The sequence below is a fragment of the Pseudomonas sp. H1h genome, assembly GCF_000633255.1.
Taxonomy (GTDB): Bacteria; Pseudomonadota; Gammaproteobacteria; order Pseudomonadales; family Pseudomonadaceae; genus Aquipseudomonas.
In genome coordinates this window covers 18,922-32,345 of sequence record NZ_AYMJ01000013.1, presented here as the reverse complement: position 1 = coordinate 32,345, position 13,424 = coordinate 18,922, and the positions used below count along the sequence as shown (strand labels likewise).

The window sequence follows — 13,424 nt, the reverse complement described above, 5'->3', positions numbered from 1 at the left end:
AAGCGGTACATCCGTCGACATCATTGTTGCCTGTCAGTCCGTCTTCGCGAGCAGGCTCGCTCCCACAGGGGGAGCGGGCCATTCACCTACTTATCAAGCCTGCGCCTGGCCTTCGGCGAGGAAGAACCAGGTTTCCAGTACGGAATCCGGGTTCAGCGACACGCTTTCAATGCCCTGCTCCATCAGCCACTTGGCCAGATCCGGGTGATCCGAAGGACCCTGACCGCAGATGCCGATGTACTTGCCGGCCTTGTTGCACGCGGCAATGGCGTTCGCCAGCAGCTTCTTGACCGCCGGGTTACGCTCGTCGAACAGGTGCGCGATGATGCCCGAATCGCGGTCCAGACCCAACGTCAGTTGAGTCAGGTCGTTGGAACCGATCGAGAAACCGTCAAAGAATTCGAGGAACTCTTCAGCGAGTATCGCGTTGGATGGCAGTTCGCACATCATGATGATGCGCAGACCGTTTTCGCCGCGAGCCAGACCGTTTTCGGCGAGCAGATCGATGACCTGGCTGGCCTCGCCCAAGGTGCGCACGAACGGCACCATGATTTCGACGTTGGTCAGGCCCATCTCGTTGCGCACACGCTTCAGCGCGCGGCACTCGAGTTCGAAGCAGTCGCGGAACGATTCGCTGATGTAACGCGAAGCGCCACGGAAGCCCAGCATCGGGTTTTCTTCTTCCGGCTCATAGAGCTTGCCGCCGATCAGGTTGGCGTATTCGTTGGACTTGAAGTCCGACAGGCGCACGATGACCTTCTTCGGCGTGAACGCCGCAGCCAGAGTGCTGATGCCTTCCACCAGTTTGTCGACGTAGAAGTCGACCGGATCGCTGTAACCGGCGATGCGCTTGTCGACGCTGTCCTTGATTTCCTGCGGCAGGCCGTCGTAGTTCAACAGCGCTTTGGGGTGTACACCGATCATGCGGTTGATGATGAACTCCAGACGGGCCAGGCCCACACCGGCGTTCGGCAGCTGTGCGAAATCGAAGGCGCGGTCCGGGTTGCCGACGTTCATCATGATCTTGAACGGCAACTCCGGCATGGCGTCCACGGAGTTCTTCTTGACGTCGAAACCCAACTCGCCTTCGAAGATGTAACCGGTGTCGCCCTCGGCGCAGGATACGGTCACGCCCTGGCCATCTTTCAGCAATTGGGTGGCGTTGCCGCAACCCACAACCGCTGGAATGCCCAGTTCACGGGCGATGATCGCCGCGTGGCAGGTACGCCCGCCACGGTTGGTGACGATGGCGCTGGCGCGTTTCATCACCGGCTCCCAGTCCGGGTCGGTCATGTCGGACACCAGCACGTCGCCCGGCTGGACTTTGTCCATCTCGGACACGTCCTTGATGATCCGCACTTTACCGGCGCCGATGCGCTGGCCGATCGCGCGACCTTCCACCAGCACGGTACCGGTTTCTTTGAGCAGGTAACGCTCCATGACGTTGGCCTGGGTGCGGCTCTTCACGGTTTCCGGACGGGCCTGCACGATGTACAGCTTGCCGTCGTCACCGTCCTTCGCCCATTCGATGTCCATCGGGCAGCCATAGTGCTTCTCGATGATCATCGCCTGCTTGGCCAGCTCGCTGACTTCGGCGTCGGTCAGGCAGAAACGCGCGCGCTCGGCCTTGTCGACATCGACGGTCTTGACCGAACGGCCGGCCTTGGCCTCGTCACCGTAGATCATCTTGATCGCTTTGCTGCCCAGGTTGCGTCGCAGAATGGCCGGGCGGCCAGCTTCCAGGGTGCCTTTGTGTACGTAGAATTCGTCCGGGTTGACCGCGCCTTGTACGACGGTTTCGCCCAGGCCGTAGGCGCCGGTGATGAACACCACGTCACGGAAACCGGATTCGGTATCGAGGGTGAACATTACACCGGCGGTGCCGGTTTCCGAACGCACCATGCGCTGTACGCCAGCCGACAGGGCGACCAGTTTGTGGTCGAAGCCCTGGTGCACGCGGTAGGAAATCGCACGGTCGTTGAACAGCGAGGCGAATACCTCTTTGGCGGCGCGGATAACGTTTTCCACACCACGGATGTTCAGGAAGGTTTCCTGCTGACCGGCAAACGAGGCGTCCGGCAAGTCTTCGGCGGTTGCCGAGGAACGCACGGCCACGGCCACGTCAGGGTTGCCGGCCGACAGCGCGGCGAACGCGGTGCGGATCTCGGCATTCAGTTTTTCAGGGAATTCGGCTTCCATGATCCATTGACGGATCTGCGCGCCGGTCTTGGCCAGCGCGTTGACGTCATCGACGTCCAGGGCGTCGAGAGCCTTGTGGATCTGCTCGTTGAGGCCGCTCAGTTCGAGAAAGTCGCGATAGGCCTGCGCGGTGGTGGCGAAACCGCCGGGGACCGACACACCGGCACCCGCCAGGTTGCTGATCATCTCGCCCAGGGATGCGTTCTTGCCCCCCACATGCTCAACATCGTGTTTGCCGAGCTTATCGAGGGAAACTACGTACTCTACCAAGGTGATCTCTCCACTAACTGTGTTGGAAAAGCTCAGAAACCGGCAGCTCGGGGGAGCGTTGGCCGGCTGTATGGCCTGGACCTGGAAAATAAGTGAGAATGCGGGCCAATGGCGGCCGGCAAATCGCGCCTATCATATCCAAGAATGCTCATTAGCTTAAGGCCCAAGGTGCAAATGAAACGATCTGCTTTCTTTATCTCCGATGGCACCGGCATTACCGCCGAAACCCTGGGTCAAAGCCTTCTGGCGCAGTTCGAAAACATTACCTTCACCAAGCTCACGCGGCCGTATATCGACAACGCGGACAAAGCGCGGGCCATGGTACAACAAATCAACAAAGCCGCTGAAACCGACGGCTTGCGCCCGATCATCTTCGACACCATCGTCAATCAGGACATCCGTGAGATTCTCGCAACCTCCAATGGTTTCATGATCGACATTTTCTCGACGTTCCTGGCCCCGCTCGAACAGGAACTGACCGAGCATTCTTCCTACACCGTCGGCAAGTCGCATTCGATCGGGCACAACTCCAATTACATGGAGCGCATCGAGGCGGTGAACTTCGCCCTCGACAACGACGACGGCGCGCGCACCCACTATTACGACAAGGCCGATCTGATACTAGTGGGCGTGTCGCGATGTGGTAAGACGCCGACGTGCCTGTACATGGCGATGCAGTTCGGCATCCGCGCGGCCAACTACCCGCTGACCGAAGACGACATGGAGCGCCTGACCCTGCCGACCGCCCTGCGCGCCCATCAACACAAACTGTTCGGCCTGACCATCGACCCGGACCGCCTCACCGCGATCCGCAACGAGCGCAAGCCCAACAGCCGCTATTCGAGCTACGCCCAGTGCGAATTCGAAGTGCGCGAAGTGGAAAACCTGTTCCGCCGCGAGAACATTCCGCATATCAATTCCACACATTTTTCGGTGGAGGAGATTTCGGCGAAGATTCTGGTTGAGAAAGGCGTGGAGCGGCGTTTCAAATAATTTTGTGGCGTGTTCTGACGCCTTCGCGAGCAAGCCCGCTCCCACAATTTGATCGAGTTCCTCGCGTTGGAATGCGATCGAATGTGAGAGCGGGCTTGCTCGCGAAGAACGATTACACGGTCTCTGTCAATGCCTTGGCCAAGGCCTCGAAACCTGCCTGCAACAACCGGTCATCCCCCACCGAATTGCACACACTCGCCCGAATGAACTGCGGCACCGCGCCGTGCCCGACCGCAAAGGCCTCGGCGGTGCTCACCAGGTAATTGTTTTCCTTCAGCTCCGCAGCAATCTGCGATGCGCGCCACAGCGCGGGCACCTCGATCCAGAAGTGCGGGCTATGGGCATCGGCCTTGTAGGTCAGCCCCTCCAGCAGCGGCGCGACCAGCGCCTTGCGCCGACCGATCTCGCCGATCTGTTCCTCCAGCAAGCGCTCGGCCATGCCGTTTTCGATCCAGCGGCTCGCCACTTCCATCGCCAACGGATTGGCCATCCAGCACGTGCCGCGAATCGCCGAACTCAGGCGCCCGATCAGTGCTTGCGGCGCCTGCAGGTAACCGACCCGCAGGCCGGCTGAAACCGCCTTGCTCAGACTGCCGATCAACACCGAACGCTCAGCGGCGAAATGACTCAGCGGCAACGGCCGCTGACGGGCCAGCACCGCATGCGCGTCGTCTTCGAAAATCAGCAGATTGTGCTGCCGGCAGATGTCGGCAATCGCCTCACGCCGCGGGACCGACATGACCGCCGCCGTAGGGTTCTGAATCGTCGGTGTGCAATATAACGCCGACACACGGTGCTGGCGGCAGACGTCGTCCAGCGCCGCCGACAGCAGCCCTTGGTCATCCATCGCGACACCGATGAGCTTGATCCCCAATTGACGCGCAACGCCGATCAACCCGGGATAGGTCAGATGCTCGGTGACCACCGTGTCGCCGGCCTTGAGCAGGCCCATCAAGGCGCACAGCAAGCCATGCTGGCCGCCGTTGACGCACAACACCTGGTCGGCGTGCGGCCGGAACGCGCCATGGCTCAACCAGTGCGCCCCCGCCTGGCGATGCCGCAGCAAGCCGCTTTCGGCGGTGTAGCCGGTCAATTGCTGCACGCTGTACGAATCGCTGGCAAGGCTGTGCAAGGTCTGGCTCATGAACGCCGCTTCCTGCCCGGGAATCGGTTGATTACGGCTCATGTCGAAACAGGCGCGCGGCTCATCGCTGACATTGCGAAAGCCTTTGTCCTGCGGCCGCTCCATGCCGCGTTCACGCACGTAAGTGCCATCGCCAACACGCGCCACTACCCGCCCGACCCGCTCCAGCTCGCCATAGGCGCGACTGATGGTGCCGATGGTCACGCCCAGGCTGTCGGCCAACAACCGGTGCGGCGGCAACTTCGCTCCCGCGCCGATCACCCCTTCAGTAATGGCTTTTTCCGCCGCATCCGCCAGGCGCTTGTACTTCACGCCCACGCCATTGACGAGCCCGTCACGCAGGATTGACACCATGGCAATACTTACTTTGACAGTCATTGTCACCCCGAATAGCGTGCTTGAAACAGGTGCAATCAGGGATAACCCTTTTCACCCACCAGGTCAATTTCTCTGCTGTGGAGCACAAAGCATGTCGACTGCCATCGGCGCACCGTTGAACGTCAGCAAACCCTGGCTCGCCGGATTGCTCACCAGCACGCTGTTTCTGATTGTCTGTCTGAGCTGGGGCACCACCTGGCTGGGGATCAAGATTGCCGTGGAAAGCGTGCCGCCGCTGACAGCGGCGGGGCTGCGTTTTCTGATTGCCTTTCCGCTATTCCTGAGCTTCGCCGTGTTGCGCAAGGAGCCGCTGCTGTTCCCTCGGCAGAGTCGCTGGTTTTTCGTGTTCGTCACGCTGTCGTATTTCAGTCTGCCGTACTACTTGCTCAACTACGGCGAACTGCATGTTTCATCGGGGCTGACCGCGCTGCTGTTCAGTTGCATGCCGGTGTTTATCCTGATTTTTTCCGCGCTGTTTCTGCGCGAGAAAATCCTCCCCACGCAGATGCTCGGCATCGCCATCGGTTTCGCCAGTCTGTTCATGATCATCCGCAGCCAGGGCCTGCATCTGGACCAGGCCGAATGGCTCGGCGTGCTGGCGATTCTGTGCGCCGCGATCATGCACGCGCTGTGTTACGTGGTGACCAAGAAACACGGCAGCGCGATCAGCGTGATCACCTACAACACCCTGCCGATCGGCATCGCCGGGCTGATGTTATTCATTGTCGGACTCAACCTCGAAACACCGGTCCTCAAGGACATCACTGCACGCTCCTGGGGCGCCCTGCTCTACCTCGGACTGGTGGCGTCAGTGGGCGGCTTCATCGTGTATTTCCTCTTGCTCAAACGTTTGAGCCCGGTGCTGCTGTCGTTCGTGTTCATCATTTTTCCGGTGTTCGCCCTGCTCATCGGCGCCTGGTACGAAGGCACGCCAATCTCTCGGGACCTGATGTTGTACTCGACGATCCTGCTGGCCGGTTTCGCGATCACCAAACTGCCGCTCAAACGCTGAACAGCGTGAGCACAAGGGCTCACACACAACACTCAACTTTGAACATTGGAGGTTCAAATGTCGGTACACACCATGGAAACCCTCAGCCTGTTTAACAGTGAACCCTACCGGCGGGCCTTTGGTGCCCGGGTAATCGCCGTGGTCGATCAGGCCGTCGTGCTGGAGCACACCCTGTTCTACCCCACCGGCGGCGGGCAGCCGGGTGACACGGGGTATTTCAGCCTGGTGGATGGCACCCGGATCGCGGTGACCGGCACCGTGCGCGATCCTCTGTTGCCGTCGATCATCTGGCATCAGGTGCAGGAGTGTCCGCCGCAGCTGTGCACTGGCGCACTGCTCAACGCCAGCCTCGACTGGCAGAGGCGTTATCAACACATGAAGATGCACACCTGTTTGCATCTGCTGGGCGCGCTTATCGATGCGCCGGTCACTGGCTGCAGCATCAGCGCCGACAAGGGTCGGCTGGATTTCGATCTGCCGGAGATGACCCTCGACAAGGAGCGCATCACCCGCGATCTCAACGCACTGATCGAACGAGCCTGCCCGATCAACGTCCTGACCCTGCCGGCTGCGGAGTACCCGGCCCTGCAGGAAAAGATCGGCAGCAAGAGCAGCAGGCCACCGGCGATCCAGGGCGATCTGCGCGTGATCGAAGTCGCGGGCATCGACCTGCAGCCCTGCGGCGGCACGCATGTGCTCAACACCCGGGAAATCGGCCGGGTGTATTGCGAAAAAATCGAGAAGAAAAGCCAGCACAACCGCCGGGTGACCCTGCGTTTTGCCTGAACTGCCAAGCATGGCGAGGATGAAAATTTCTTCACCCAAAACCGAAGCGTTCTTTACGTCTTTGTAACATCTCAAACCCTACAATCCGCGCAAGCAGCGCATCCGGGCGAAAACCCGGATGCGCCCGCCCTCTCGGCCTGTCGAATTCAACAGGCCTGCATCACCCACCTCCCACTTGAACCTGAAGAACGAGCGCGCGCTCATTCTCGGTGGGTCGTGCAGACAGAAGCTACGCTCAGACTGCCGCGCCCCACTTGGAACCCGCTGGAATCACTGCTTATGAAGAAAGTGTTCCGTCACTACATCCCGGCCACGACCCGGCGCCTGCTGCCCAATCGCTGGGACTTGATCGCCATGCCGCTGGTGATCGGCTTTTTGCTGTTTTTCTCGATCACTGCCCGGGAAACCTGGGCGCCGATCGCCACCTTGCAGAGCGAGGTGATTTCCCTCGACCCGGGCAACCTGCCGGAATACGCCATGCGCACCACCCTGCGCATGCTCGCGGCGATGGTCGCGGCACTGATTTTCACCTTGCTCTACGGCACGTTGGCGGCGAAGAGTCGCCGCGCCGAAAAACTGCTGGTGCCAGTGCTGGACATCCTGCAATCAGTGCCGGTGCTGGGCTACATCTCGTTCACCGTGACCTTCTTCCTGCTGCTGTTTCCCGGCCGGGTACTGGGTGCAGAGTTCGCCGCGATCTTTGCCATTTTCACCAGCCAGGCATGGAACATGACCTTCAGCTTTTACCAGTCGCTGCGCATGCTGCCGCGCGATCTGCTGGAAGTCTCGACCAACCTTCAACTGTCCGGCTGGCAGCGATTCTGGAAACTCGACGTGCCTTTCGCCATTCCCGGGCTGGTGTGGAACATGATGATGAGCATGTCCGGCGGCTGGTTCTTCGTGGTCGCGTCCGAAGCAATCACCGTGGGCGATCAGACCATCACCCTGCCGGGCATCGGTTCATACCTGGCGCTGGCCATCGCGCAGCAGAACCTGCACGCGGTGGGTTATGTGATCCTGACGATGATCGTGGTGATCCTGATCTACGACCAGTTCCTGTTTCGCCCGCTGGTGGCCTGGGCCGACAAGTTCCGCATGGAGAACACCGCCTCGCAGACCGCCGCACCGGAGTCATGGGTACTGAATCTGATCCAGCGCACCCGGTTGATCCAGCGCCTGCTGCGCCCGTTTTCCCGCGTCATCAGCCGGCTGGGCAACATGCGCCTGAACCTGCCGCGCGCGACACGCCAGGCCATCGCGTCGGATAACCCGGCGACGTCGAAGATGATCGACTGGATCTGGGGCACGTTGATCGCGTTGCTGACTGCTTACGCGCTGTACCACATCGTGTTGTATGTCGGCACCGAAGTGACACTCGACGAGGTCGGTCACGTGTTCCTGCTGGGGTTCTTCACCCTGCTGCGGGTAGCCGGCCTGATCTTCATCGCCTCGCTGATCTGGGTGCCGCTGGGGGTGATGATCGGCCTGCGCCCGGCACTGGCGGAAAAGATCCAGCCACTGGCGCAATTTCTCGCGGCGTTTCCGGCGAACCTGCTGTTTCCGGTGTTCGTCATCGTGATCCTGCGCTACCAGTTGAACCCGGACATCTGGCTCAGCCCGCTGATCGTGCTCGGCACCCAGTGGTACATCCTGTTCAACGTGATCGCCGGGGCCAGCGCCTTCCCCAATGACTACAAAGAGGCCGCGACCAACTTCCGCATTCGCGGCTGGTTGTGGTGGCGCAAGGTCATGCTGCCAGGGATTTTTCCGTACTACGTGACCGGCGCCATTACCGCCTCGGGCGGCGCCTGGAACGCCAGCATCGTTTCCGAATTCGTCTCCTGGGGTCAGGACAAAGTCGTCGCCCACGGCCTCGGGGCCTACATCGCCCAGACCACGGCTGCCGGCGACTTTCCGAAAATCACCTTGGGCGTGGTGGTGATGGCGTTTTTCGTCGTGGCCTTCAATCGTCTGGTCTGGCGACCGATGTACGCCGTGGCCGAAAACAAACTCCGCCTGAACTGATGGGATTCGCTGCGATGAATACCTCTACCGAACAAACCGCCGCCAGCCCGCAAATCTACTCGCTCAGCGAGGTGAACCGGGTGTTTGGCAAAGGCAAGGAAGAACTGCAAGTGCTCAGCGGCGTGGACCTGACCCTGCTTGAAGGCGAGATCGTCGGCATGCTGGGGCGCTCGGGCTCGGGCAAATCCACTTTGCTGCGGATCATTGCCGGACTGATCGAGCCTTCGTCGGGCGACGTGCTGTACAACGGCAAACCGCTGCACGGCCCGGCTGAAGGCGTGGCCATGGTGTTCCAGACCTTTGCCCTGTTCCCGTGGCTGACCGTGCTGGAAAACGTCGAAGCCGGCCTGCAAGCCTTGCAGGTCGAGCGCAAGGCTGCGCGCAAACGCGCCCTGGCCGCCATCGACCTGATCGGCCTCGACGGTTTCGAAAACGCCTACCCGCGCGAGTTGTCCGGCGGCATGCGCCAGCGTGTGGGCTTCGCCCGTGCGCTGGTGGTCAATCCGACCCTGTTGCTGATGGACGAACCCTTCTCGGCATTGGACGTGCTGACCGCCGAGACCTTGAGAAATGATCTGCTGGACCTGTGGAGCGGCAAGCAACTGCCGATCAAATCGATCCTGATCGTGACCCACAACATCGAAGAAGCGGTGCTGATGTGCGACCGTATTCTGGTGCTGTCTTCCAACCCGGGACGGGTGGTGGCGGAAATCAAAGTACCGTTCGCCCATCCACGCAACCGCCTGGATCCGGCCTTCCGGCAGATGGTCGATGATATCTACGCGCAGATGACTGACCGGCGCAGCGCGGACGCCAGCGCCGGCAAGCCCGAGCTGAAAATGAGCAGCCCGCTGCCGGAAGTCTCGACCAACCTGATGGCCGGCCTGATCGAAACCCTTGCCGCCGAGCCCTACAACGGCCACGCCGGCCTGCCTACCGTGGCCGAGCGACGCTTGCTGGAAGTGGACGATCTGTTTCCGGTGGCCGAGATACTCGAACACCTCGGTTTCGCCGAGCTCAAGGGCGCCGACATCACCCTGACCGATGCCGGCAAACTGTTCGCCGACTACGGCACCCAGGAGCGCAAAACCCTGTTCGCCGAGCACCTGATCCGCAATGTGCCGCTGGCCGCACGCATCCGCCAGGTGTTGCTGGAGCGCAACGGTCACCGCGCACCGCGGGTGCGTTTCGAGCAGGAGCTGGAGGACTCGCTGACCGAAGCGTTCGTCGAGAAAACCCTGGAAGTGGTGGTGGCCTGGGGTCGTTATGCGGAGATTTTTTCCTACGATGACCACACCGAAACGTTCAGCCTGGAGGATGTCGAGGGCAGCCTCTAGCCCGCGACACGTCCGGGGCTGCAGTCAAATGACAAACAGATCGACAAAGCGGTTCACTGGTGTGGCTTCGAGCGTTTGCTGATCCTTGCACAGGGAGAAGATCGCGTGGCTGCGCTGCCCGGTGAACCGCGTCGCCAGGTTGGCCCTGAACTTGTCCTCCAGCAATGGAATGCCCTCGGCGCGGCGACGACGATGGCCGATCGGGTATTCCACCACCACGTTCTCGGTGCTGCTGCCATCCTTGAAAAACACCTGCACCGCGTTGGCTATCGAGCGCTTGTCGGCCTCCAGATACTCGCGGGTGAAACGCGGGTCCTCGACGATGACCATTTTCTCGCGCAGCACATCGATGATCGGGTGCGCGGCGTGGAAATCGTCCTCGTACTGCTCCGCCACCAGATTGCCGAACGCCAGCGGCACAGCGGTCATGTACTGGATGCAGTGGTCGCGGTCGGCCGCATTGGCCAGCGGCCCGACCTTGGAAATGATGCGTATCGCCGACTCGTGCGTGGTGATGAAGATGCGGTCGATTTCGTGCATCCGGTTGCGCACCAGCGGGTGCAGGATGACGGCCGCTTCGCAGGCGGTTTGTGCATGGAACTCGGCGGGGAAACTGATCTTGAACAGGACATTTTCCATCACGTAACTGCCGTAGGGCCGCGAGAAGCTGAAGGCGCGTTTGCCTTCGGGTTTTAATGCCAGATCGTTGTTGGTGTGGCTGAACGACACGTCGTAGAAGCCCCACTGCCTGGCCGTCAGCACCCCGGGAATCCCCATCTCGCCGCGCAAGGCAATGTCGGCCAGACGCACGCCACGGCTGGTCGCATCCCCCGCCGCCCAGGATTTGCGCGACCCGGCATTCGGCGCATGCCGATAGGTGCGCAGCGCCTGACCGTCGGCGAAGGCATGGGACAGCGCCGACAACAATTGCTCGCGGTTGGCGCCCATCAGTTTCGCGGTGACGGCGGTCGAGGCGACTTTCACCAGCAGGACGTGATCGAGCCCGACGCGGTTGAAAGAGTTTTCCAGAGCGATCACGCCTTGAATCTCGTGAGCCATGATCATCGCTTCCAGCACATCACGCACCGTCAGCGGTGCTTCGCCGTTGACGATGCGCTTTTGCGACAAGTGATCGGCCACCGCGAGAATCGCGCCGAGGTTGTCCGACGGATGCCCCCATTCGGCGGCCAGCCAGGTGTCGTTGTAATCGAGCCAGCGCACGATGCAGCCGATGTCCCACGCAGCCTTCACCGGGTCGAGCCGATACGGCGTGCCAGGCACCCGCGCCCCGAACGGCACGACGGTGCCTTCGACAATCGGGCCAAGGTGTTTGGTGCATTCGGGGAAACGCAGCGCCAGCAGGCCACAGCCGAGTGTGTCCATCAGGCAGTTGCGGGCGGTGTCGAGGGCTTCGGCAGATTCGATTTGGTAGGTGAGGACGTAATCGGCGATGTCCTGCAGGACACGGTCGTAGTCGGGACGGTTGTTCAGGTCGACGTTGGCGCTCATGTTCGATTCACTCTTGCAGTGGTTCGTTGATGGGACCTCGGTTCAGGGCTAATTTTTTCTTATGGTTGAAATGCAATCCATTGTGGGAGTGAGCCTGCTCGCGAAAGCGGTGTGTCAGCCAGCGCAAATGTCGACTGACACTACGCCTTCGCGAGCAAGCCCGCTCCCACAGTTTTGCCCGGTGTCGGGTCAGAAAGCGGCGCCGGGCACGCGAACAGTACTGTCCGGCACTAAATGCTCCTGCCTTGAAATGCTATCCCCTGTGGGAGCGAGCCTGCTCGCGAAAGCGGTGGATCAGGCAACGCAAATGTCGACTGACACTACGCCTTCGCGAGCAGCCCGCTCCCACAGTTTGGTTCGGTGTCGAGTCAGGAAGCGTCGCCGGGCACGCGAACAGTACTGTCCGGCACTAAATGCTCCCGCCTTGAAATGCTATCCCCTGTGGGAGCGGGCTTGCTCGCGAAAGCGGTGTGTCAGGCAACATCAATGTTGAATGTCAGTCAGCAATCGCGAGCAGGCTCACTCCTACAATTTTGTTCGGTGTCGAGTCAGAAAGCGTCGCCGGGCACGCGGACGTAGCCTTCCATGAGGACGCGCGCACTGCGGCTCATGATGGCTTTTTTTACCGTCCATTCGCCGTTTTCCAGACTGGCCTCGGCCCCGACGCGCAAGGTCCCGGACGGATGGCCGAAGCGCACGGCATTGCGCTCAACGCCGCCTGCCGCACGATTGACCAAGGTTCCGGAAATCGCCGCCGCCGTGCCAATCGCTACCGCCGCCGTGCCCATCATCGCGTGGTGCAGTTTGCCCATCGACAGCGCGCGCACCAGCAGGTCGACATCACCGGCGGCAATCGCCTTGCCGCTGGACGCGACGTAATCCGCAGGCTTGGCGACGAAGGCCACTTTCGGCGTGTGCTGCCGCTTGGCCGCTTCATCCAGATTGGCGATCAGGCCCATGCGCAGCGCACCGTAGGCGCGGATGGTTTCGAACATCTGCAGCGCTTTGGGATCACTGTTGATCGCACTCTGCAGCTCGGTACCGGTGTAACCAATGTCTTCGGCGTTGACGAAAATCGTCGGAATCCCGGCATTGATCATGGTCGCCTGGAAGGTGCCGACACCCGGCACTTCCAACTGATCGATCAGGTTGCCGGTGGGGAACATCGAGCCACCGCCGCCCTCTTCTTCCGCCGCCGGGTCCATGAATTCGACTTGCACTTCGGCTGCCGGAAAGGTCACGCCGTCGAGTTCGAAATCACCGGTTTCCTGCACTTCACCATGGGTGATCGGCACGTGGGCGATGATGGTCTTGCCGATGTTGGCCTGCCACACGCGCACCACCGCCACACCGTTGTGCGGAATACGGCTGGCATCGACCAGACCGTTGCTGATGGCGAACGAACCGACTGCCGCCGAGAGGTTGCCGCAGTTGCCGCTCCAGTCCACAAACGGTTTGTCGATGGATACCTGACCGAACAGGTAATCAACGTCGTGATCAGCCTTGATGCTTTTTGACAGGATCACGGTTTTGCTGGTGCTCGAGGTGGCGCCGCCCATGCCGTCGATCTGCTTGTCGTACGGGTCGGGGCTGCCGATCACTCGCAGCAGCAAGGCATCGCGGGCCGGGCCGGGAACCTGCGCGGCTTCGGGCAAATCCTGCAGGCTGAAAAACACGCCTTTGCTGGTGCCGCCGCGCATGTAGGTGGCAGGGATCTTGATTTGTGGTGCGTGAGCCATGGTGCTCCTTAACCACAGGCGTGAGAGGTAGA

The 13,424-nt window shown here is 61.0% G+C and carries 9 protein-coding genes; 5 read left to right on the top strand and 4 right to left on the bottom strand.

All coding sequences use genetic code 11. The annotated features are described in order from the left end of the window. Nucleotides 1–93 precede the first annotated feature (93 nt). Entirely contained in the window at nucleotides 94–2,469 is a 2,376-nt protein-coding gene (gene ppsA / locus U862_RS0110290) for a phosphoenolpyruvate synthase (protein WP_025110329.1), read from the bottom strand. Nucleotides 2,470–2,643: 174 nt separating this feature from the next. Here ppsA and U862_RS0110280 point away from each other — a divergent pair, with 174 nt between their 5' ends. Next, entirely contained in the window at nucleotides 2,644–3,462 is an 819-nt protein-coding gene (locus tag U862_RS0110280; RefSeq protein WP_025110328.1) for a pyruvate, water dikinase regulatory protein, read from the top strand. A gap of 112 nt (nucleotides 3,463–3,574) precedes the next feature. On the opposite strand, the gene U862_RS0110275 is transcribed toward U862_RS0110280, so the two are convergent. Continuing rightward, entirely contained in the window at nucleotides 3,575–4,984 is a 1,410-nt protein-coding gene (locus tag U862_RS0110275; RefSeq protein ID WP_025110327.1) for a PLP-dependent aminotransferase family protein, read from the bottom strand. Nucleotides 4,985–5,075: 91 nt separating this feature from the next. On the opposite strand from U862_RS0110275, the gene U862_RS0110270 reads away from it, so the two are divergent. The 4 genes from U862_RS0110270 (at nucleotide 5,076) to U862_RS0110255 (ending at nucleotide 10,144) form a co-directional block, all read left to right on the top strand. Further along, entirely contained in the window at nucleotides 5,076–5,996 is a 921-nt protein-coding gene (locus U862_RS0110270) for a DMT family transporter (RefSeq protein ID WP_025110326.1), read from the top strand. 57 nt (nucleotides 5,997–6,053) lie between these two features. Then, nucleotides 6,054–6,782, top strand: coding sequence for an alanyl-tRNA editing protein (locus U862_RS0110265; protein ID WP_025110325.1), 729 nt, complete (start codon nucleotides 6,054–6,056; stop codon nucleotides 6,780–6,782). A gap of 279 nt (nucleotides 6,783–7,061) precedes the next feature. Then, complete coding sequence (locus tag U862_RS0110260) at nucleotides 7,062–8,807, top strand: ABC transporter permease subunit (RefSeq protein WP_025110324.1); 1,746 nt, start codon at nucleotides 7,062–7,064, stop codon at nucleotides 8,805–8,807. Between the two features lie 14 nt (nucleotides 8,808–8,821). After that, the gene (locus tag U862_RS0110255) at nucleotides 8,822–10,144 is read left to right on the top strand and encodes an AAA-associated domain-containing protein (RefSeq protein WP_025110323.1); all 1,323 of its coding nucleotides are present in this window, start codon (nucleotides 8,822–8,824) and stop codon (nucleotides 10,142–10,144) included. 24 nt (nucleotides 10,145–10,168) lie between these two features. On the opposite strand, the gene prpD is transcribed toward U862_RS0110255, so the two are convergent. Together prpD and prpF are read right to left on the bottom strand one after the other, a co-directional pair. Beyond that, complete coding sequence (prpD, locus tag U862_RS0110250; protein WP_025110322.1) at nucleotides 10,169–11,653, bottom strand: 2-methylcitrate dehydratase; 1,485 nt, start codon at nucleotides 11,651–11,653, stop codon at nucleotides 10,169–10,171. A gap of 548 nt (nucleotides 11,654–12,201) precedes the next feature. Beyond that, nucleotides 12,202–13,392, bottom strand: a complete 1,191-nt coding sequence (gene prpF, locus U862_RS0110245; protein WP_025110321.1) for a 2-methylaconitate cis-trans isomerase PrpF — start codon at nucleotides 13,390–13,392, stop codon at nucleotides 12,202–12,204. Nucleotides 13,393–13,424: the final 32 nt, after the last annotated feature.